The organism is Pseudomonas mosselii, assembly GCF_005796105.1.
Taxonomy (GTDB): domain Bacteria; phylum Pseudomonadota; class Gammaproteobacteria; order Pseudomonadales; family Pseudomonadaceae; genus Aquipseudomonas; species Aquipseudomonas mosselii_C.
This window is the reverse complement of record NZ_VAUO01000017.1, coordinates 38,590-59,223: the sequence shown is the minus strand read 5'-3', so window position 1 is coordinate 59,223 and position 20,634 is coordinate 38,590. Positions and strand designations below refer to the sequence as shown.

Genomic DNA, 20,634 nt, shown 5'->3' with positions numbered 1-20,634 from the left:
GTCATCGTCAAGATTCATTTCGCAAAACCCCTATCTGCGCGAGCAGGTAGGGGTTTTGTCTTTCTGGCTTTACCTAATGTTCGAGCATACGCTCAACTAAGTGCCAGCTCCGCCAGGTGCGCGATCGCCTCTTCGCTCTTGAGCACGAGTACATCGCCTTCGAGCGAATCGAGTACCACCTCTGCCGTGTTGCCGATCAAGGCGCCGGAAATTCCTGTACGTGCAACAGTACCGACAATGGTCACCACGGCATCGCACTGCTTCTCGACGTAGGGGATCAGCACGTCGGCTGGCCCTTCAGCGACATGCAGGCGTTCTTCGCTGATATCGAATTCAGCCTGGAAGGTGCTGCAAGCTTCCCTGTAGCGCTTCTCGATGGTTTCACTGAGCTGGTACACCGGATCCGACGCCGAAAGCATGGGGGAGGGATGCGCGCTGATGACATGCAGTTGGCCCTTGGCTAGGCTGGCTATCGCATACCCATGGTCGATGATGCTGGCATGCAGACGGCGGTGAGCTTCATCCTGGTTGCCCACATCCACGGCGGCGAGAATCACGCCACCGGTCCACGGCCGTTCACTCTTGACCATGAGTACGGCACATGGGCACTGGCGCAGCAACTCCCAGTCATTAGGGGTGAGTAGCGCCTTGCGCAATGGGTTGTCCGGGCGGTGTTCCTTGATCACCAATTCGCACCCTTCGGCCTGCTGCACAGCGATGATCGACTCATGCAGGCTGTCCTTCCATGTTTGCTCATGCGAGACGTTGTCGTAGCCATCATCGTACAGTTGGCTGCTGAGCAGGCTCAGCAGTGCGCTGTGGTTTTGCTTCTTGTCGCACATCAGCAAGTGCAGGCGCGCACCGGTCACCCCGGCGATCAGTTTAGCTCGGGTCAAGGCCCGACTGTGGGCGTGTTCGGGGTCGAGGACGACCAGGATGCTGCGGATGGCTTGCATGGGCGTGAACTCCCTTATCGATGGCGACCAATGCCTGACTATAGTCGGCGCCCCGTGTCTCGCCGTTTGACGTGCATCAAGCATAGCCACTGGTGCTGGCCGACACCGCCGGTATAATCGCGGGTTTTGTCGATGCCCTGCGATTGTGAGTGCCATGTCCCTGATTCCCGAAATCGAAGCCTTCCTCGGCTGCCGCACCCCGGATGCCTGGATCGAAGCGGCGCTCGCCGACCAGGAAACCCTGTTGATCGATCACAAGAACTGCGAGTTCAAGGCCGCCAGCACCGCCCTTAGCTTGATCGCCAAGTACAACACCCACGTTGAACTGATCAACATGATGTCGCGTCTGGCACGGGAGGAATTGGTGCACCATGAGCAAGTGATGCGCCTGATGAAGCGACGTGGCGTGCCGCTTCGGCCGGTGTCAGCCGGGCGTTATGCCTCTGGGCTTCGCCGCCAGGTACGCGCCCACGAACCGGCGAAGCTGGTGGACACCCTCGTGGTGGGGGCATTTATCGAGGCGCGCAGCTGCGAGCGTTTTGCAGCCCTGGTACCGCATCTGGACGAGGAGCTTGGCAAGTTTTACCACGGCCTGCTCAAGAGCGAGGCGCGCCACTACCAGGGCTATCTGAAGCTGGCTCACCAGTATGGCGACGCCGACGACATCGCCCGTGTGGTGGAGCAGGTACGCGAAGCTGAAGTGCAACTGATTACTTCGCCGGACCAGGAGATGCGCTTTCACAGCGGCATCCCCATGGCGGCGGCTGCCTGATCAGCGCTTACTGACGCCGGCCCAGCAACAGCCCGATCACCAGCCCGAAACCGGCAGAAATGGCCACGGTCTGCCAAGGATGACCGCCTATGTAATCCTGGGTCGCGTCCACCACAGGCTGGGCCTTTTGCCCAAGCCGGCTGGTGGCCTGGCGTGCCTGGCGCAACTTCTGGCCCAGCTGCGCACGCAGGCCTTCGGCTTCTTCGCCCACCAGCGACGCACTGTCGCTGAGCAGTTTTTCGGACTCTTCGATCAAGGCTTGAAGCTCGCTGAACACCTGGTCCTTGATCTGGTCATTGTCGACTTGCGTGGCAGTTTTCCTGGCCATGTACACATCCTCGTGAAAGGTAGGGGGTGAACTGTGGATGCCGCCGCGTCTGGAAAGTTGCAGTGGCGTACCGACGCACGGGCGTCCCGGTGTAAGATAGCGAGCATTTCCCAGTGGCAGGTATTACCCATGAGTTTCAATCTGGCCAACATGAGCTTCGAGGAACGGGCACAGATCGAGGCAGAGAAGGCCCGTTTGTTCGAGTACTGGCAGAACAACCTCGGCAAGGCAAAGGGCGAGGCCGCTCGGTTGATTGCCGAGAAGCCGCGGCGCAAAGGCAAGTGGGCAGAGTGGGTGCGGGCCGAGCTTGACGCCATGTCGCCAGCGGACTTCACCTACCTGGTGCGCAGTGAAGTGAACAAGATGATGGCCGCCGCGAACAACGCTCGCTGACGCACGTTCACCACCGCCCGCTGGCGGCATCTGTCAGGTCGATCCTGCCCTCGTCGATGAAGCGCACGGTGCCCAGCGGGCCGCCAGCGAGCTTGCCGCGCAGCACGTAGGGCAGCCCTTGCAACGACTCCACACGGCTCATTCCATAGGCCTGGCGTAGAAAGGCGAAGGCGGTGATGCTCACCGGCACCACCAGCACGGCCTCGTCATAGCGGCCTATCTGGCCGCGCTGGTTGCTCACCCCGGCCGCCAGCGGTTGGTCGTTTACCTCAAGGTTCAACGCAACCCCGTTGAAATCCACGGGTGTTTCGTTCGGGTTCTGCACCCGCAACTTCACCGCCATGCGCAATTCGAGTTCTTGGCCGGGCAGCGGTTCTATACCGATCACGCTGATATTCAGCGGATCGCGGTTGGGCCACAGCGCGCATGCGTTCAGGCCGAGCGTCAGCAACAGGATCAGGCAGCAGCGGGTCAGCATCAGGGCACCGGATGGGGTCGCGGGTGAGCCAGCAGTGTGGCAAATGCACGGCGGCGTTGAAAGTCTAATGCGTTATGAAAGATACTGTTTCTCATTAACGCCCGATAACTCTTCCTAGCGGCTCTTACTTTTCGATGTTGACGTCTCCTGTTTCCGGGCTGCTGGCAAGTTTCCAGGAGCACTACGACGACCTGCTGCAGTTCCTGACCCGGCGCATGAGCGACCGGCAGCGAGCGGCTGATGTCGCCCAGGAAACCTACCTGAAACTGCTGAAGGTCGATCAACAATCGGTCGAAGTACTGCATGCGCGCAGTTTTATTTTTCGCGTGGCCGGTAACTTGGCCATCGATGCGTTGCGCCGTGAACAGCGCCTGGCCGCCAGCCATCAGCCCAGCGACAGTAGCGTCGAGGTGGCCTGTCCAGCCCCCGCACCTGAGGCTACGCTACTGGCCCGTGAGCGCTTGCAGATACTTGACGATGCCTTGTTGCAACTCTCCAGCAACGCCCGGCAGGCGCTGTTGCTGAACCGCGTCGAGGGTCTCACCCAAGCGCAGATCGCACAACGGTTGGGCGTTTCCGAAAGCATGGTGGCAAAATACATCGGCCAGGCTTTGCGGCATTGCCGTGACTGGCTCAAGCACAACCATGACTGACGTAGCCGCCATGCCCGCACCAGAACCTCTCTGCGATCTGTCCGACGATGCCCTCGATTGGCAGGTGACGTTGCATTCGGGCAATGCCAGCGTGGCCGACCAGGCGCGCTACAGGCGCTGGTGTCAATTGAGCCCGCAGCACGCCGAGGCCGCGCGCGAAGCCGAAGCCTTGTGGCAGGACATCGGTCACACTGCAAGCGCTGCCTCGACGCCACCACCGCTAAGGCGGCGCTGGGCGCGACTGGCCGGTATCGCGGCTTCGCTGATGCTGCTGATGGCCGGCTATGGTGGCTGGCAGCAGGCGCCGTTCTGGCGGTCGGACTACCACACTGGCGTCGGCGAACGGCAGCGCATCACCCTGGCCGATGGCTCGCGTGTCACCCTCAACAGCGCCAGTGCCCTGTCGGTGGCGTTCACCGGTGCCGAGCGCAAGGTGCTGCTACGGGCAGGGGAGGCCTTGTTCGAGATGGCCGACGATCCTCGGCCATTCGTGGTCGAGGCGGGCGCTGCACCGGTCACCGCCGAGGGCGCGGTATTCAGTGTGCGTCGCGAGGCTGGCGGCAACCAGGTGGTGCTGGCCCAGGGCCGGGCCGAAGTTGACGGGCAGACGCTGCAACCGGCGCCGGATGCACGTACCCGTACGGCCTGGCAGCGCGGCAAGCTGATTTTCAATGGCAAGCCGCTCGGCCAGGTACTGGCAGAACTCGAACGTTACCAGCGCGGACGGATCGTCATCCCCGACCATCAGTTGGCAGCGCTTGAAGTCAGTGGCGTGTTCGACCTTGACGATCCCCAGGCGCTGTTGCGTACCCTCGAGCAACGTTACCACCTGAACGTCACCTATTTGCCATTCTTGGCCGTGGTCTACTGATCACGTAAAAGAAAATCTAAATTTTTTTCATTCAGCACTGCAAGTTCGTCATCGCCAGATCGTCGTAGGGGCACTGATCAGTTCACCCTCTTCGTCCACGACTGTCTGGAAGCCCATTCGTGAAGGCCACATCCACGCTGCCGTACCGTTTCAAACAGGTCCTGTTGTCCTGCACCGCCTTGGCGACACTGGCTGGCCCGCTGCTGGCCGAGGCGGCCAGTGCCCCATTGCTGGCAAGCGCCGAAGCCCGCCAGGTGCAGCTCGACCTGGCGTCCCAGCCCCTGGACCAGGCGTTGACCGCCTTCGCCGACCAGGCGGGGCTGCACCTGCTGTATACCACCGAAGACGTCGCCGGCCTGCAAAGCCCCGCGCTCAAGGGCAACTACGCCGTCGAGCAGGCCTTGCAACAGCTGCTTGCCGGTAGCGGGGTCAGTTACCGCTTCAACGCCCCACGCACGGTCACCTTGCGCAAGGACGCAGCGCAGAGCGTCAACCTCAAGCCCATCGAGGTGAGCGTGGCCTCGCGCACCAGCGCCGCCATCAGTGAGATCCCTGGCACCGTCTGGGTGGTCGACCAGCAGCAGTTGCGCGAGCAGATCGACAGCGGCGTCAGCCTCAAGGAGGCAATCGGCAAATTGGTGCCGGGCCTGGATCTGGCGCCTGAAGGACGCACCAACTACGGCCAGAACATGCGCGGGCGTGAAGTGTTGGTGATGATCGATGGCGTCAGTCAGAACAGCTCGCGGGGTTTGTCCCGCCAGTTCGACAGCATTGCGCCGTTCAACGTGGAGCGCATCGAAGTGTTGTCCGGTGCCAGCGCCATCTATGGCGGCGGCGCCACTGGCGGGATCATCAACATCGTGACCAAGAAGGGCGAGCCCGGCCCGCTGCGCTTTGAAACCCAGCTGGGCGCCAGCAGCGGCTTCAACAACAGCGACGACTTGTCGACCCGCATCGCCCAGTCGATCAGCGGCGGCAACGAGCGTGTGAACGCCCGCCTCGGCGTGTCGGGTGAGCAAAACGAAGCCTTCTACGACGGCGCCGGTGAGCAGATTTTCATCGACAACACCCAGACTGACCTTCAGTACAACCGCAGCATCGATGTGCTCGGCACCCTGGGATTGACCCTGAACGATGAACAGAGTCTCGATCTGCTGGCACAGTACTATGACTCCGGCAACCACGGCAGCACGGGTATCTACTTCCCCAACCTCAACTACAACGCGCCGTCCGACCTGGAAGACGCCGAGTTGCGCGGTGGCTATTCCGCCGACCTGCAGCCGCGCACCCGACGCCTGCTGCTCAATGCCAACTATCACCACAGCGATGTGCTGGGCCAGGATTTCTACCTGCAGGCCTCCTACCGCAAGGAGAACGACAACTTCTACCCGTTCCCTTACTACAACAGCGGGACCCCGCGCGGCTCGCGAGGCGTGTATTTCGCAGCGTCCCAGCAGAACTTCGAGGTGTCCGGGCTGAAGGCGTTGTTCGCCAAGCAGTGGGACACCGTCAAGCTGACCTATGGCGTGGACCTGGACCGTGAGCGTTTCAGCGCCGACCAGACCACCTTCGATGCACTGACGTCGTCCCAGAGCGGCGGCCTGGATCTGGACAAGGCCAGCCAGGCGCCGCGCTATCCCAGCTACCGGGTCGATGGCGTGTCGCTCTACACCCAGCTGGACTGGCACCTGAGCGATAACCTGACGCTATCCGGCGGCGCCCGGCGCCAGCAGATGGATGTCGAGGTCAGCGACTTCAAGGGTGTGCCTGGCGGTAGCAACGACTATCAGGTCAACCTGTACAACCTGGGGGCGATCTACGACTTCAAAAACGGCCACCAGCTGTGGACCAACTACGGCGAAGGCTTCGAGCTGCCAGACCCGGCCAAGTATTACGGCAAGGCCGGCCTGTCGGTGGCTGACAACCCCCTGGCCGGCATCAAGAGCCGCCAGGTGGAAATGGGCTGGCGGTTCTCCGATCTGGACTGGAGCGCCCAGGCGGCGCTGTACTACATCTGGTCGGACAAGGTCATCAACGTCGACTCTACGACTCTGACCATCAATGTCGAAGACCAAAAGCGCCGCGACTTTGGCTTCGAGGGTGCGCTGACCCGCTACTTCCAGAACGGCTGGGAGGCCGGCAGCACGCTGCATCTGGTGCGTTCCGAGGAAGAAGCGGCCGACGGTGGTTGGATCAAGCGCGACGCGCGCTACGCCTCGCTGTCCAAGGCCACGGGTTTCGTCGGCTGGAAAGGCGATGGGCGCAGCGCGCGTTTGCAGGCCAACCACGCCTTTACCCTCAAGGATGATGCCCAGCATCAGATCGACGGCTACACCACCTTCGATCTGCTGGGCAGCCAGCAGACCTCGTTCGGCACCTTCAGCGCCGGGATCCAGAACCTGTTCGACAAGCAGTACAGTACCGTGTGGGGGCAGCGCGCGACGTTATTCTATTCGCCGACCTACGGCCCTGAGTACCTGTACGACTATCAGGGCCGGGGGCGCACCTACACGCTGACCTGGAACCTGGTCTACTGAGTCCCGCGCAGCGCGGGCACTGGGCCCGCGTCTGCGAAGCTCGACGACAGGTCCTGCACGAACGCGACCAGAGCCTCGCCCGGCGCTTGCCCGCGATGCCGGGCCAGGGTGAACGGCACCACGAAGTCTAGCGCCGGTGCCAGTGCCCGCAGCAGTCCCTGCGCCTCCCAGGGAGCGGCGCAGTGACAGGGCAGGTAGCTGATATGCCTTCCTGACAGGGTGAAGGTCAGCGCGCTATCGATCTGCTCGGCCACTGCGCTGCTGTGCAGGCTCTGGAACGGCTCGCCCTGTTTGAACACGCGGTAGGGATGGCGCACCTGGTCCGCTTCCAGCAGTTGCTCCTGGGTCGGCTGCGCCACGCTGAACAGCGGATGCCCCTGGCCGCAGTACAGGCGTTGTTGCTCCACGAACAGCGGCTGATAGTCGAAGGCTGCCTGGTTACCGGAGAAGTAGCTGATGGCGCAATCCAGCCGCTGCTCCAGTAGCAACCGTTCAAGCTCGGCGGGTGGGGCGCAGGTCATCTCCAGTTGCACAGACTCGTCGCGCTGGCGAAAGCGCGTGATGGCCTGGGCGATGCGCAGGGTGACCGCGCGGTCCTGGTTTTCCGCAAGACCGAGGCGCAATCGGCCCAGCAGCCGACCCGTCACGCCATTGGCCTGCTGACGGAACTGCTCGATCTGCAGTAGCAGGCTGCGGGTTGCCTGCAACAGCAACTCGCCCTTGTCGGTCAGGCGAAACCCGCCCTTGCCACGGCTGCACAGTCGATATCCCAGGCGGGTTTCAAGCTTGGCCATCTGCTGGCTGATGCTCGGCTGGCTAAGCCCTAGCACACCTTGGGCGGCACTGAAGCCACCGGCCTCGACTACAGTGACGAACAGCCGCAGCAGGTGCAGGTCGAGGTCGTGGAGTTGTCCGAGCATCACATTGCCTCTGGTGAATGTCAGCTTTGTATAGTTGCCATTTTTACAATGTAACCCGGCGGGCATGCTGGCGGCATCCACCCACATGCCGAGGTGCCCGCCATGCGTCGAACGTTGTGCCTGCTTTGTGCCCTTATCGCCCTGCCGCTGCAGGCCGAGGAAAAGGTCGTCAACCTCTACAGCTGGGCCGATTACGTCGCCCCGCAAACCCTCCAGCGTTTCGAGCAGGAAACCGGCTATAAGGTGCGCTACGACACCTTCGACACCAGCGAAGTGCTGGAAACCAAGCTGCTGACCGGTGGCAGCGGCTATGACGTGGTGGTGCCTTCGGCCACGGTGCTGGCCCGGGCGCTGAAGGCCGGTGCCTTGCAGCCGATCGATGCGCACGCGTTGCCCGGCTTTGCCAACCTTGACAAGGACCTGCTGGCCAAGCTGGCCGAGGCCGACCCTGGCAATCGCTACGCGGTGCCTTACACCTGGGGCACCCTGGGCCTTGGGATCAACGTCGAGGCGGTGCGCAAGCGCCTGGGTGACGCACCGTTGGACAGCCTCGACTTGCTGTTCAAACCCGAATACGCCAGCCGCCTGAAGGATTGCGGGATTGCCATGCCCGACTCGCCACAGGAAGTGATCGGCGTGGCGCTGCATTACCTGGGCAAGGACCCGTACAGCCAGGTCAAAGCCGACCTTGACGCTGCTCACGCCCTGCTACAGCAGTTGCAGCCTTCGATCAGCTATGTGGCTAATGGCCGGCAGATCAACGACCTGGCCAACGGCAGCGTATGCCTGGCACTGACCTACAACGGCGACGCCGCCATGGCCGCCGAGCAGGCCCGCCGCGCTGGCAAGCCGTTCGAGCTGATCTACCGCATCCCCCGTGAAGGCACCCTGGTGTGGCAGGACAACCTGGTGATCCCCAAGGATGCCCCGCATCCGGAGGCCGCCAAAGCGTTCATCGCCTTCATGTTGCGCCCAGATTCGGTGGCGGCGCTCACCAATACGCTGTTCTTCGCCAACGCCAACCAGGCTGCTACGCCGCTGGTGGACGAGGCGGTGCGCAACGACCCGGACATCTACCCGCCGGCCCAGGTGCGCGAACGGCTGTTCGCCGACCGCAGCATGGACCTGGCTGACCTGCGCCAGCGCAACCGCCTGTGGACCGCTTTCCGTACACGACAATAACGACGACAGGAGACGCACCGTGGAACTCGCCCAGGACAACGACCAAGCCATTACCCGCGACAGCCTTTACGGCACGGCTGCCGAGAGCACCTATGCCGGGATCACCAGCTTTTCCCGGCGTCGCTACAGCCGCGATCTACGCGGGGTCGATGTGGTGGTCAGCGGGGTGCCGTTTGACACCGCTACCAGCAACCGCCCCGGCGCACGCTTCGGCCCGCGAGCCATCCGGGCTGCCTCCGTGCAGCAGGCCTGGGCCCGCCACTGGCCGTGGGCGTTCGACCCCTTCGACCACCTGGCGGTGATCGACTATGGAGATTGCGCCTTCGACAACGGCACTCCCGAGTCGGTACCGGGCAGCATCCAGGCTCACGCCGAGCGCATTCTCGACGCCGGTTGTGCGATGCTTACCCTGGGCGGCGATCACTTCATTAGCTACCCGCTGCTCAAAGCCCATGCGCGCCGGTATGGCCCGTTGGCGCTGATCCATTTCGACGCCCACAGCGACACCTGGCCGGACGAGGAGGGCAAGCGCATCGACCATGGCACGATGTTCTGGCATGCCGCACGGGAAGGGTGGGTGGACCCGGCGCATTCAGTGCAGATCGGCCTGCGTACCACCAACGATGACAGCCAGGGCTTCGCCATCCTCGACGCGCGCCAGGTGCATCGCCAGGGCTGCGAGGCGATCGTCGCGGCGATCCGTCAGCGGGTAGGCGAGCGGCCGGTGTACCTGACTTTCGATATCGACTGTCTCGATCCGGCCTACGCACCTGGCACGGGAACGCCGGTGTGCGGTGGCCTGAGTACGCTGCAGGCGCTGGAAATCCTCGGTGGCCTGCGCGGTATCAACCTAGTGGGCATGGACTTGGTGGAGGTGGCACCGGCCTATGACCATGCCGATATCACCGCGTTGGCTGGGGCGACCCTGGCGATGGAGATGCTGTGCCTGTATGCGGCGCGGCACAAGATGGACAAGGCCATCGCTACGTCCGACTGAAACATCAGGTAAGCATTCACGCTTTCGCATCGAACCCTGCGCGCCGTAGGCTATCCAACGCCCAGGCGCGCTTTTTCGTACAGGAGGTGAAGCATGAACCTTACAGTGCCAACCTTGACGCTCGGCCTGTTGTTGAGCATGTCCCTGCACGCCGCGCCCTGGGCGCCACCCCTGCTCGCCGCTAGCGACAGCAACCCCTATAACAGCCCGATCCAGCGCGCCAACCCCAACAGCCGCCAAGGCAGCGTGCCTGCTACGCCGCCAGTACGTGGCCCATCCACCCAGCCCAATCCGCGCCCGCCTACCCTGGACAACCGTGGCATCGGAAATGGTGAGAATTTACGTCGTCAGCAGCAGCGCCCTGACCTAGAACCCACCCGGCCGCCGCGTGACTCGATACGCACGCCGTGAGCCCCTTCGAAGGATTCGAGTATGACCCCACGCATCTGGTTGACCACCCTGGCCGCCGCCAGTCTGTTTCCGCTGCTGGCCCACGCCGCGAACGAGCAGCAGTTCCCCAGTGAAGAGGGCCAGTTGAGCGTCAGCACCGTCGCCGATGGTTTGAATAACCCTTGGGCGCTGGCGTTCCTGCCCGGCGGCAAGGACATGCTGGTCACCGAGCGTCCCGGCAACCTGCGCATCGTCAACGTCGAGGGTCGGGTCGGCCCGCCCGTATCGGGGGTGCCGAAGGTCTGGGCCGAGGGGCAGGGCGGCCTGCTCGATGTGGTGCTCTCGCCCGAGTTCGCCAAGGACCGTACGGTATACCTGTCGTTCGCCGAGGTGGGCAGCGATGGCAAGGCCGGGACCGCAGTCGGGCGTGGCCAGTTGTCCCAGGACAACGCGCGGCTGGAAAACTTCACGGTGATCTTCCGCCAGCAGCCCAAGCTGTCCGAGGGTAATCACTTCGGCTCGCGCCTGGTGTTCGACCGGGATGGCTACCTGTTCATCGCCCTGGGCGAGAACAACCAGCGTCCCACTGCGCAGGACCTGGACAAGTTGCAAGGCAAGATCGTGCGTATTCTGCCCGATGGCGAGGTGCCGAAGGACAACCCCTTCGTCGGCCGCGACAACGTGCGCCCGGAGATCTGGTCGTTCGGCCACCGCAACCAGCAGGGCGCGGCCCTCAACCCCTGGACCGGCAAGCTGTGGACCCACGAGCACGGCCCACGCGGCGGTGACGAGATCAATATCCCCGAGCCCGGCAAGAACTACGGCTGGCCGATCGCGACCCATGGCATCAACTACTCGCTGCTGCCGATCCCCGAAGCCAAAGGCAAGCATGTCGATGGCATGGTCGATCCGCATCATGTATGGGAGAAGTCGCCGGGCATCAGCGGCATGGCGTTCTACGACAGCCCAACGTTCAAGGCCTGGGACCACAACCTGTTCATCGGTGCGTTGGCCACCCAGCAATTGATCCGCTTGCAACTCGATGGCGACAAGGTGGTGCATGAGGAGCGTCTGCTTGGCGACTTGAACGCGCGGATCCGCGATGTACGGGTGGGGCCCGATGGGTATCTGTATGTGCTGACCGATGCCAAGGATGGCGCGCTGCTCAAGGTGGGGCTCAAGCAGGGCTGATCACGCCGGGTCCAGTCGGGGCGAAACTGGCGTACCATGCGCCCCATGACACCTTATGCGCTCTACCAACACGCCCTCGATGAACGGGGTTTCATCGCCGATCCCGCCCAGGCGGTCGCCATTGAAGCGCTGCAGGGATGTTTCGATGCCCTGCAACGTGGTGACCGTTCCCAGGGGATCTACCTCTGGGGCCCGGTGGGGCGCGGCAAGACTTGGCTGATGGACCTGTTCCACCGTTGTTTGTCGGTCCCCGCCCGACGCCAGCACTTTCATCACTTCATGGCCTGGGTTCACCAACGCCTGTTCCAGCTCGGCGGCACCGCCGACCCACTCAAGGCCCTGGCCCGGGAGCTGGCGGGTGAGATCCGGGTGCTGTGCTTCGATGAGTTGTTCGTCAGCGATATCGGCGATGCGATCATTCTTGGCCGTTTGTTCCAGGTGCTGTTCGATCACGGCGTGGTGATCGTCGCCACGTCCAACCAGACGCCCGACCAGCTGTATCGCGATGGATTCAACCGCGAGCGCTTTCTGCCGGCGATTGCGGCCATCCAACGGCACATGGCGCTGTACGCGGTAGCCGGCGAACAGGACCACCGTTTGCATCCGGGCGTCCGGCAGCAGCGTTACTGGGTGGCACAGCCCGAAGCATTGGCCACGGCATTCGCGCAATTGAGCCCGCACGATTGCGGTAGTACAGCACCCTTGCAGGTCGGCGCACGCCAGATTCAGGTAGTACGGCATAGTCCCAAGGCGCTGTGGTGCGGTTTTGCCGACCTGTGCGAGCAACCCCTGGCCGCGATGGACTTCATGGCCCTGTGCGACCGTTTTCCGGCGATTCTGGTGGGGGGCATTCCGCTGCTCGGTGGCGTGCCGCAGGCCGGGCGCATCGCCCGTGGCACGGAAGATGGTGCGGCACGAGTGCTGGCGGGGGACCGTGAGCTGCCAAGCCTGGCCCCCCGCGATGACAGCGTGCGCCGCTTCATCGCCTTGGTCGATGAATGCTACGACCGTCGGGTGGCGCTGTACCTGGAGGCCGAGGTCCCCCTGGAAGCGCTCTACACTCAAGGGTATCTGGCGTTCCCGTATCAACGGACCCTGAGCCGGTTGCGGGAGATGCAGTTGCAACGTTTCGCCTGAAGCAGGAGCCGACCATGGAGCCGCTTTCACATTATCTGCTGACCCAGGCCTGCAATAACGCGTGGGCCAATCACCGCCTATACAAGGCTTGCCTGCAACTGACCCAGGACGAGTTCGTCGCCCCCCGTTGCAGCTTCTTCCCTTCGATCAAAGCCACCCTCAATCACCTGTTGACGGTCGATTGGTTCTACCTCGATGCGTTGGAGTGCGAGCAGCGCGGCGCCATGCCTGATCTGGATGGTGAACGCTTCTTCCAGCCCGAGCAGCCTTTCGCCACCTGCACCGATCTGCAGGCCCAACAGGCGCAGGCCGATCAGCGGCTGATCGCCTACTGTCGGCAACTGCGCGATGACCAGTTGAGGCGCTATGTGAGTATCGTACGGCCGGACCGTATGCAGCGTGAACAACGCCTGCGCTTGCTCGCGCACCTGTTCGAGCATCAGATCCATCATCGCGGACAGGTACATGCGATGCTCAGCGACACTACGGTGCGCCCGCCGCAGTTGGATGAGTTCTTCTGTGAAGAGGAGGCCGGGTTGCGCGCGGACGATTTCGCCGAGCTGGGGTGGAGCGAGGCGTCGGTGTGGCAGTAGCCTGTCTACTAATGCCTGGCCTGTAGGCGCAGCGCCGGGCCGCGCCTGGTTTCTACAGGATGCGGGCCGGCTTCCCGAAGTTCGCTTAGCGGCCCAACCAGCCGACCAATGCTTGGTGGAATTGTGCAGGCGCTTCGATTTGCGGGGCATGCCCCAATCCTTCGAATGTCACCAGCTCGCCCTGCGGGATCATCTTCGCCACTTGCGGCCCCAACACCTTGTACTTGCCAAGCGTGGCCTTGACCTCGGGCGCTGCGATGTCGCTGCCGATCGCGGTACTGTCCTGATCGCCCACCAGTAGCAGGGTCGGCATGCTCAGGTGCTTGAATTCGTGGACCACCGGCTGGGTGAAGATCATGTCGTAGATCAGCGCCGAGTTCCATGCCACGGCTTCGTGCCCAGGGCCTTTGTTCAGCCCCACCAGCATCTGCACCCAGCGCTCGTACTCAGGCTTCCAGCGCCCGGCATAGTAGGTGTTGCGCTCGTAGTTGCGTACGCCCTCGGCATTGAGCTTGAGTTCGCGCGCATACCACTGATCCACCGTGCGGTAGGGCACACCGAGGGCTTTCCAGTCTTCCAGGCCGATGGGATTGACCAGCGCCAGGCGCTCGACCTGCTGCGGATACATCAGGGCGTAGCGGGTGGCGAGCATGCCGCCGGTGGAGTGGCCGAGCACGCTGGTCTTGTTCACGCCAAGCTTGGCCAGTAGCGCGTGGGTGTTATCGGCCAGTTGCTGGAAGCTGTACTGGTAGTGCGCGGGCTTGCTGGAGGTGCAGAAGCCGATCTGGTCGACTGCGATCACCCGGTAGCCGGCCTGGCTCAAGGCATCGATGGTGGTTTCCCAGGTGGCGGCGCAGAAGTTCTTGCCGTGCATCAGCACCACGCTGCGACCATTGGCCTTGCCTTGGGCAGGCACATCCATGTAGCCCATCTGCAAAGCTTGGCCCTGGGACTGGAAGTCGAAGTGCTGGAGTGGATGCGGGTAGGCAAAGCCCTCGAGCTGCTTGCCATAGGTGGGCGATTCGGCGGCGACGGCAGTGCCTGCGCTGAGGCAGGCGAGGGCCAGGGCGGTGGCGCGCAGCATAGGGGCACTCCGAGTAGGGCCATGTAGGAAAGGGCGACTTTAGCAGTCAGTGGACCGCACGAATCTTGAAAGGTGTTACCTGGTGTGAAACCAGCCCAGAGTCATCATGACCACCACCAGGTAGCGTCCGCCCTTGGCCAGGGTCACCAGTAGCAGGAAGCGCCAGAACGGCTCGCGCAGGATCCCGGCAATCAAGGTCAGTGGATCGCCGATCACCGGCATCCAGCTCAGCAGCAGCGACCATGGGCCCCAGCGCTGGTAGCGCTGCTGGGCACGCTCCAGTTGGCTGGCGCCGAACGGGAACCAGCGTTTGTCGCGCAGGTGCTCGATGGCCCGGCCCAGCAGCCAGTTGACCACCGAGCCGAGCACGTTGCCGAGCGTGGCCACCAGCAGCAGGCAGAGCCAGGCATGCGGTTCGCGCAGCAGCAGGCCGACCAGCACCGCTTCCGATTGCAGTGGCAACAGGGTGGCGGCGCCGAAGGCGCTGAGAAACAGCGCCCACAGGCTGAGCATCAGTATTCAGCGACCACGCTGTCCTGACCGTCCAGGGTCACACCGATGACCTGGTAGGCATCCTTGTGGTCACCCATTTCCATGCCCGGCGAACCCATCGGCATGCCGGGTACGGCCAGCCCCTTGAGGTCGTCACGCTTGGCCAGCAGGCGGACCTGTTGCGCCGGGACATGGCCTTCGACGAACTTGCCGCCGATCACGCCGGTGTGGCACGACGCCAGGCGCGGCTCGACGCCCAGGCGCTGTTTCACGGCGCTCATGTTCGGCTCGACATGGTCGTTGACCGTGAAGCCGTTGTCGCTCAGGTGCTTGATCCACGCCTTGCAGCAACCGCAGTTAGGGTCGCGGTAGACGTCGATGGTCTCGCCAGCCTGGGCAAGTCCGGTGACGGCCAGCAGGGCCAAGGGAAGCAGGTGTTGGCGCAGCATAGGGGGTTTCCGGGTAGTCGCGACGAACCGGCAGGATAGCGCAAGGGGCCTGCCGGCAGCGATTACAAATCTGTCAGGTCGCCGCCTCGTCGCGGTCCAAGTCGCGCATCAACAGGCCAAATTCCAGTGGCACCTGCTCGGGGATTGGCAAGTACACCGTATGCCCATCGCCCGGCGCGACCTCGATTGGCTGTTGCTGACGGTCGCACAGGCGTTGCAGGTCGAAGTGGTAGTTGCCGCGTGGGGTCATCAGTTCCAGATGATCGCCTACGGCGAAGCGATTTTTCACCGTGACTTCGGCCAGACCGTCCACGCGCGCGCCGGTCAGCTCGCCGACGAACTGTTGGCGCTCGGACAGCGAGTTGCCGCGCTGGTAGTTCTGGTACTCGTCATGTACATGACGACGCAGAAAGCCTTCGGTGTAGCCGCGTTGCGCGAGGGATTCCAAATTATCCATCAGCCCACGGTCGAACGGCTTGCCGGCTGCCGCGTCATCGATAGCCTTGCGGTAGGACTGCACCGCACGGGCGCAGTAGAAGTGCGATTTGGTGCGGCCTTCGATCTTCAGCGAGTGCACGCCCATGCGGCTCAAGCGCTCGACGTGCTGGATGGCGCGCAGGTCCTTGGCGTTCATGATGTAGGTGCCATGCTCGTCCTCGAAGGCTGGCATCTCTTCCCCCGGGCGGTTGCTCTCCTGGAGCAGGAACACCTGGTCGGTGGGGGCGCCCAGGCCCAGGGTCGGTTCGACCTCGCGCACGATGTCACCGGTGATCGCCTCGCTGGCCGCGATGGCGTCGTATTTCCAGCGGCAGGCGTTGGTGCAACTGCCTTGGTTGGCATCGCGCTTGTTGAGGTAGCCCGACAGCAGACAACGCCCCGAGTACGCCATGCAAAGCGCTCCATGGACGAACACCTCCAACTCCATGTCTGGGACTTGCAGGCGAATCTGCTCGATTTCTTCGAGCGACAGCTCCCGGGACAGGATCACCCGGGTCAGCCCCAGGCCCTGCCAGAATTGCACACTGGCCCAGTTCACCGTGTTGGCCTGCACCGAGAGGTGCACCGGCATGTCTGGGAAGTGCTGGCGCACCAGCATGATCAACCCGGGGTCGGACATGATCAGCGCATCCGGGCCCATCTCGATCACCGGCGCCAGGTCCTTGAGGAAGGTCTTGAGCTTGGCATTGTGCGGGGCGATGTTGACCACCACGTAGAAGCGCTTGCCCAGGGCATGGGCCTCCTGGATACCTTGGGCGAGGGTGGCGTGATCGAAGTCGTTGTTGCGCACTCGCAGGCTATAGCGTGGCTGGCCGGCGTAGACGGCATCGGCGCCATAGGCGAAGGCGTAGCGCAGGGTCTTGAGCGAGCCTGCGGGAGCGAGCAGTTCGGGGGCGGGGGAGGTCATGCTGTGCACCGGGGCAAAGGGCGCGGATGCTAAAGCCATCGGGGCATCGCGGTATTGACCTGGGTCAACGGCACTTTTGCGCTTGCCCTGCGCACTAAGCTTTTGAGCCCTAGAGGAATGCCCATGAACGACACTGCGTTACAGAACAAAGCCCTGACCGTGCTGCTGGCACTGGTGACCATCGCGTTCATCTGGATTTTGCTGCCGTATTACGGCGCGATTTTCTGGGCGGTGATCCTCGCCATCCTGTTCGCCCCGTTGCAGCGCCGGTTGGTGCTGCGCTTCGAGCGTCGACGCAACCTGGCGACCGCCGCGACCCTGACCACTTGCCTGCTGATCGCGATCCTGCCGGTGATCGTCATCAGCGCCTTGTTGGTCCAGGAAGGCGCGGCGCTTTACCAGCGCATCGAAAGCGGTCAGCTGGATATTGCCGGTTACGTCGAGCGTGGCAAAGACATGCTCCCGGCCTTTGCCCGGCATGGGCTGGACAGCATGGGCATGGGCAACCTCGACAGCCTGCGCGACAAGATCACCCATTGGGCCACCCAGGGCAGCCAGTTCCTCGCCGGGCAGGCGTTCAGCTTCGGCCAGGGCACCTTCGACTTCATGGTGAGCTTCGGCATCATGCTGTACCTGTTGTACTTCTTCCTGCGCGAAGGTGCGGAGCTGGCGCGTCGTGTGCGTCAGGCGGTGCCGCTGCCTGAGCAGCAGAAGCGTCGGTTGCAGTTGAAGTTCAAGCGTGTGGTACGGGCCACGGTCAAGGGCAACCTGTTGGTGGCGATCACCCAAGGTGCGCTCGGTGGGTTGATCTTCTGGGTCTTGGGTATCCCCAGTGCGCTGGTGTGGGCGGTGCTGATGGCGTTTCTGTCGCTGTTGCCAGCGGTGGGCGCGGGGATCGTCTGGGCGCCGGTGGCCGTGTACTTCCTGCTGACCGGCGCGATCTGGCAAGGCATCGTGCTGACAGCGTTCGGGGTGCTGGTGATCGGCCTGGTGGACAATGTGTTGCGACCGATCCTGGTGGGCAAGGACACGCGCATGCCCGACTACCTGATCTTGTTGTCCACCCTGGGTGGGCTGGCGGTGTTCGGGCTCAACGGTTTCGTGATCGGGCCTTTGATCGCGGCGCTGTTCATGTCCAGTTGGGGCATCTTCGTGGCGAACAAGCGACAGGTGCAGTTGCCGTCCTGAGCGGCATACATAGCGAGGGGGCAAGCCTGGCCATGCAGTAGGCTTGCCCCGCGATCTGGTCGTTAGCGGAAACTGTAGGAAATACCTGCGTACACGCCAAACCCTTCGCCGGGCACTGAACGGGCGACATCCAGCCCGCGGTCGTCGTATCCCGGCGTCACGATGGCGGCATAACGCTTGTTGGTCAGGTTGCGCATGTCCAGCCAGGTCTGCCAGTCCTGCTTGGGCGAATCCCAACCCAGGCGTGCGCCGAGCAAGGCATAGGCATCGGCATGGTAGCTGTTGGCGTAGTCCACCTGCACCTTGGAGGCCATCTGCGTGTTGACCCCGGCGTAGAACCCGCTTGGCCAGTCGTAGCGCAGCTCGGCCTGGTAGTAGTGCATGGGGATGCCGGGTAGGCGGTTGTCGCCGAACTGGTCGTCGTTGCGGTAATGGAAGTCGCTGAAGGTGTAGGCCTGGCGCAGGCTCACCTTACCTGTGCCCGGTTGCTCCCAAAGGACGCTGTCCAGGCTGGCTTCAACGCCTTGATGCACGGTGGGGCTGGCGTTGGATTCTTTGGCAGGTTGTCCGGCCACGATCTCCACCGCCAATAGTTCATGCCGCACCTGAGCGTAGTACCAGGCCAGATCCCAATGTCCGATCACCGAGTCGCCACGTGTACCGAGCTCCAGGGTGGTGGCGGTCTGGTTGCGCAGCTCTATGGGTTGGTAGGGCACTGTCGATCCCCAGATCAGCGCCCATGGGTGCGGCGGCTCGACCGAACGGCTGAGGTTGCCGTATACCTGTAGGTCCGCACGCAGGTCGTAACGCAGTCCGATACGCGGGGCAAAGTCCCAGTCGTGCTGGCTGACTTTGCCGCCGCTGGCCGGGTAAGTGAGTTCACTGTAAGTGACCGCGCTCTCGCGTCGGGTGTAGATCGCCGCAAGGCCGGTGGTCAGCCACAGGTCGGGGATCAGTTCCAGGTCGTTGCCCGCATGCAGCACCGTGTCCGAGCCTTGGTAGGTGAAGTCGCGGGAGCGCTCACCGACCACATCGTTGACGCGCGCGAACTGCGAGGCGCCGCTATTGGGCAGGTGTTTGGTGGTGCGCCAGCCGAGCGTGGTCTTGCTCTCGTGGCCAAACAGGCTGTCACGGCGGATGTAGTTCAGCGTGCCGCTGACGTCGGCGTAGGCCACCTTCAGGCGCATCGCACCTTCGCGCAGGTCCATCGGAAAGTCGTGGTAGACCAGCCCGGCTTCCAGGCGCGCGTCGTCGGCGAGGAAGAAGGTGGTCTTGTTACCCACCCAGGTACTGCCCGGCTGCGGACGGCTGTCGTTGCGCGACAGGTAGCCGGGGTTGGCGGCGCGCGGATCGTGCTTGATCTGCTGTTTGGTCAGGCGCCCGGCCAGGTCATTCTCGGTCTCTCGGTAACGCAGGTAGAAGCGCGTCTGCAAGTTGGTGTTGAAGCGGTAGCCGACGTTGGCGGCAATGCCTTTGGCGCTGCCGCTGCTGTGCGCCTGGTAGCCATCGTATTGCGAGTCGGTCAGGGCCACGTAGTAGTCGAGGTTGCCCAGTACCTGGCCAGAGCTGATGTGGCGGCGCTGGTAGCCGCGGCTGCCGACTTCGTAGCGCAGTTGCAGCGGTGCCGCATCGTAGCCGGTATGGGTGACGTAGTTGAGCGCGCCGCCCAGCGCGAGAGCGCCTTTGTCGAAGCCGTTGGCCCCGCGCAGCACTTCGGCACGGCTCAGCCACAGCGGCTCGAACAGCTCGTAGGGCGTACCGCCTGGGCCTGTCAGCGGCAGCCCGTCGAACATCGTGTAGACGCCCGAGCCGTGGGCGCCAGGGGCACGGTTTATCCCGGAACCGCGGATCGACAGCTTGATGCCGTCATTGCCCGCCGATTGGGCGAAGACGCCAGGCTGGTAGGCGAGCACGTCCTGGTTGGTGGCCACCCGACCCTGGCCGACCTTGTGCATGTCCACCAGGTTGCTGGCGCCGGGGATCTCACGCAGGCGCTGAGCGGCAGCGGCCTGTTCGTCCAGCTCTTCGTCGTTGATCAACACCTCGCCAAGCTCGACGGCGGATGCGGCCAGGGCAGGCTCAACGGTGCTGAACGCAACCAGCAGGCCAAGGCAGGACGAGAGGGGCAAAACACGACGCATTGTACGGCTCCAGGCGAAAGGCGAATGGGCAACGGCGTTGAGACGAGCGAAATGTCGCGTGAAGCACGAAGAATCTTGGGAAATGTCGTGCAGCTTTCGGCAGACGGTTTTGTAAGAAGGTTCTTTACAAACCGTGCGAGTAGAGCCAGGCAGCGAGCGCCTCGTAAGGTGATCGCCCTCGGCAGTGATGCCGCTCTCAATCGCTCTTGGAGTGCAAAGATGACTGACAACGCCTGCAACGCCCTGCAGCCACTACTGGATGCAGCCCCGATCCACCTGACCCCGCGCGAGCGGCAGGTGTTGTTGTGGTGTGCTTATGGCAAAAGCTCGTGGGAGATCGGCCAGATCCTTGAATGCAAGGAATCGACGGTCAACTTCCATGTCTCGAACCTGCTGCGCAAGTTCGACGTCTCCACCCGTGTGGCCGCCGTGATCAAGGCCATCCGCTACGGCATCCTGAGCGAGCAGTAAGGAGGC

21 protein-coding genes and 1 pseudogene are annotated in these 20,634 nt (G+C 63.2%); 13 read left to right on the top strand and 9 right to left on the bottom strand.

Annotation, left to right across the window (positions count from 1 at the left end; genetic code table 11):
• Positions 1-92: 92 nt before the first annotated feature.
• The gene (locus FEM01_RS22165; protein ID WP_138221592.1) at positions 93-956 is read right to left on the bottom strand and encodes a universal stress protein; all 864 of its coding nucleotides are present in this window, start codon (positions 954-956) and stop codon (positions 93-95) included.
• A 154-nt stretch (positions 957-1,110) separates the two neighbouring features.
• Between FEM01_RS22165 and FEM01_RS22160 the strand changes: the two genes are divergently transcribed.
• Positions 1,111-1,728, top strand: a complete 618-nt coding sequence (locus FEM01_RS22160) for a tRNA-(ms[2]io[6]A)-hydroxylase (protein ID WP_138221591.1) — start codon at positions 1,111-1,113, stop codon at positions 1,726-1,728.
• A gap of 7 nt (positions 1,729-1,735) precedes the next feature.
• Here FEM01_RS22160 and FEM01_RS22155 read toward each other — a convergent pair whose 3' ends face one another.
• On the bottom strand, positions 1,736-2,056 hold the full coding sequence (locus tag FEM01_RS22155; protein WP_138221590.1) for a DUF883 family protein: 321 nt from the start codon (positions 2,054-2,056) through the stop codon (positions 1,736-1,738).
• 129 nt (positions 2,057-2,185) lie between these two features.
• Between FEM01_RS22155 and FEM01_RS22150 the strand changes: the two genes are divergently transcribed.
• Positions 2,186-2,449, top strand: a complete 264-nt coding sequence (locus FEM01_RS22150; protein ID WP_138221589.1) for a hypothetical protein — start codon at positions 2,186-2,188, stop codon at positions 2,447-2,449.
• 7 nt (positions 2,450-2,456) lie between these two features.
• On the opposite strand, the gene FEM01_RS22145 is transcribed toward FEM01_RS22150, so the two are convergent.
• Entirely contained in the window at positions 2,457-2,927 is a 471-nt protein-coding gene (locus FEM01_RS22145; RefSeq protein WP_138221588.1) for an LEA type 2 family protein, read from the bottom strand.
• A gap of 134 nt (positions 2,928-3,061) precedes the next feature.
• Between FEM01_RS22145 and FEM01_RS22140 the strand changes: the two are divergent.
• From FEM01_RS22140 to FEM01_RS22130, 3 genes and pseudogenes are all read left to right on the top strand, one after another.
• Positions 3,062-3,568, top strand: a pseudogene (locus FEM01_RS22140) (RNA polymerase sigma factor); the annotation flags it as partial.
• 4 nt (positions 3,569-3,572) lie between these two features.
• Positions 3,573-4,451: a FecR family protein gene (locus FEM01_RS22135; protein ID WP_240791782.1), complete on the top strand. Its 879-nt coding sequence runs from the start codon at positions 3,573-3,575 to the stop codon at positions 4,449-4,451.
• A 161-nt stretch (positions 4,452-4,612) separates the two neighbouring features.
• Positions 4,613-6,988 (top strand): TonB-dependent receptor, encoded by a 2,376-nt coding sequence (locus tag FEM01_RS22130; RefSeq protein WP_431188620.1) that lies wholly within the window; start codon positions 4,613-4,615, stop codon positions 6,986-6,988.
• Here FEM01_RS22130 and FEM01_RS22125 read toward each other — a convergent pair.
• Positions 6,982-7,908 carry a LysR family transcriptional regulator gene (locus FEM01_RS22125; protein WP_138221585.1) on the bottom strand — a complete coding sequence of 309 codons (927 nt, stop codon included), beginning with the start codon at positions 7,906-7,908 and terminating at the stop codon, positions 6,982-6,984. The genes FEM01_RS22130 and FEM01_RS22125 overlap by 7 nt on opposite strands.
• 102 nt (positions 7,909-8,010) lie before the next feature.
• Here FEM01_RS22125 and FEM01_RS22120 point away from each other — a divergent pair, with 102 nt between their 5' ends.
• The 6 genes from FEM01_RS22120 to FEM01_RS22095 all read left to right on the top strand — a co-directional run bounded on the left by FEM01_RS22120 (position 8,011) and on the right by FEM01_RS22095 (position 13,398).
• Positions 8,011-9,090 carry a polyamine ABC transporter substrate-binding protein gene (locus FEM01_RS22120; RefSeq protein WP_138221584.1) on the top strand — a complete coding sequence of 360 codons (1,080 nt, stop codon included), beginning with the start codon at positions 8,011-8,013 and terminating at the stop codon, positions 9,088-9,090.
• A gap of 19 nt (positions 9,091-9,109) precedes the next feature.
• On the top strand, positions 9,110-10,087 hold the full coding sequence (gene speB, locus FEM01_RS22115) for an agmatinase (RefSeq protein WP_138221583.1): 978 nt from the start codon (positions 9,110-9,112) through the stop codon (positions 10,085-10,087).
• A gap of 93 nt (positions 10,088-10,180) precedes the next feature.
• The gene (locus tag FEM01_RS22110) at positions 10,181-10,498 is read left to right on the top strand and encodes a hypothetical protein (RefSeq protein WP_138221582.1); all 318 of its coding nucleotides are present in this window, start codon (positions 10,181-10,183) and stop codon (positions 10,496-10,498) included.
• A 21-nt stretch (positions 10,499-10,519) separates the two neighbouring features.
• Complete coding sequence (locus FEM01_RS22105) at positions 10,520-11,668, top strand: PQQ-dependent sugar dehydrogenase (protein ID WP_138221581.1); 1,149 nt, start codon at positions 10,520-10,522, stop codon at positions 11,666-11,668.
• Between the two features lie 45 nt (positions 11,669-11,713).
• Positions 11,714-12,805 (top strand): cell division protein ZapE, encoded by a 1,092-nt coding sequence (zapE, locus tag FEM01_RS22100; RefSeq protein WP_138221595.1) that lies wholly within the window; start codon positions 11,714-11,716, stop codon positions 12,803-12,805.
• Positions 12,806-12,819: 14 nt separating this feature from the next.
• Entirely contained in the window at positions 12,820-13,398 is a 579-nt protein-coding gene (locus FEM01_RS22095) for a DinB family protein (protein ID WP_138221580.1), read from the top strand.
• A gap of 85 nt (positions 13,399-13,483) precedes the next feature.
• Here the strand turns inward: FEM01_RS22095 and FEM01_RS22090 are convergent, their stop codons facing one another.
• The 4 genes from FEM01_RS22090 to yegQ form a co-directional block, all read right to left on the bottom strand.
• Positions 13,484-14,482 carry an alpha/beta fold hydrolase gene (locus FEM01_RS22090; RefSeq protein ID WP_138221579.1) on the bottom strand — a complete coding sequence of 333 codons (999 nt, stop codon included), beginning with the start codon at positions 14,480-14,482 and terminating at the stop codon, positions 13,484-13,486.
• A gap of 75 nt (positions 14,483-14,557) precedes the next feature.
• Positions 14,558-14,995, bottom strand: coding sequence for a YqaA family protein (locus FEM01_RS22085; RefSeq protein ID WP_138221578.1), 438 nt, complete (start codon positions 14,993-14,995; stop codon positions 14,558-14,560).
• Positions 14,995-15,423: a DUF411 domain-containing protein gene (locus tag FEM01_RS22080; protein WP_138221577.1), complete on the bottom strand. Its 429-nt coding sequence runs from the start codon at positions 15,421-15,423 to the stop codon at positions 14,995-14,997. The genes FEM01_RS22085 and FEM01_RS22080 overlap by 1 nt, the downstream gene beginning before the upstream one ends.
• 73 nt (positions 15,424-15,496) lie before the next feature.
• Complete coding sequence (gene yegQ, locus FEM01_RS22075; RefSeq protein WP_138221576.1) at positions 15,497-16,828, bottom strand: tRNA 5-hydroxyuridine modification protein YegQ; 1,332 nt, start codon at positions 16,826-16,828, stop codon at positions 15,497-15,499.
• A gap of 123 nt (positions 16,829-16,951) precedes the next feature.
• Between yegQ and FEM01_RS22070 the strand changes: the two genes are divergently transcribed.
• Positions 16,952-18,016 (top strand): AI-2E family transporter, encoded by a 1,065-nt coding sequence (locus FEM01_RS22070; RefSeq protein WP_138221575.1) that lies wholly within the window; start codon positions 16,952-16,954, stop codon positions 18,014-18,016.
• 62 nt (positions 18,017-18,078) lie between these two features.
• Here FEM01_RS22070 and FEM01_RS22065 read toward each other — a convergent pair whose 3' ends face one another.
• A complete protein-coding gene (locus tag FEM01_RS22065; protein WP_138221574.1) occupies positions 18,079-20,157 on the bottom strand; it encodes a TonB-dependent receptor family protein in 2,079 nt (692 codons plus the stop codon).
• 219 nt (positions 20,158-20,376) lie between these two features.
• Between FEM01_RS22065 and FEM01_RS22060 the strand changes: the two genes are divergently transcribed.
• Positions 20,377-20,628, top strand: coding sequence for a response regulator transcription factor (locus FEM01_RS22060; RefSeq protein WP_138221573.1), 252 nt, complete (start codon positions 20,377-20,379; stop codon positions 20,626-20,628).
• The last annotated feature ends 6 nt before the right edge of the window (positions 20,629-20,634 follow it).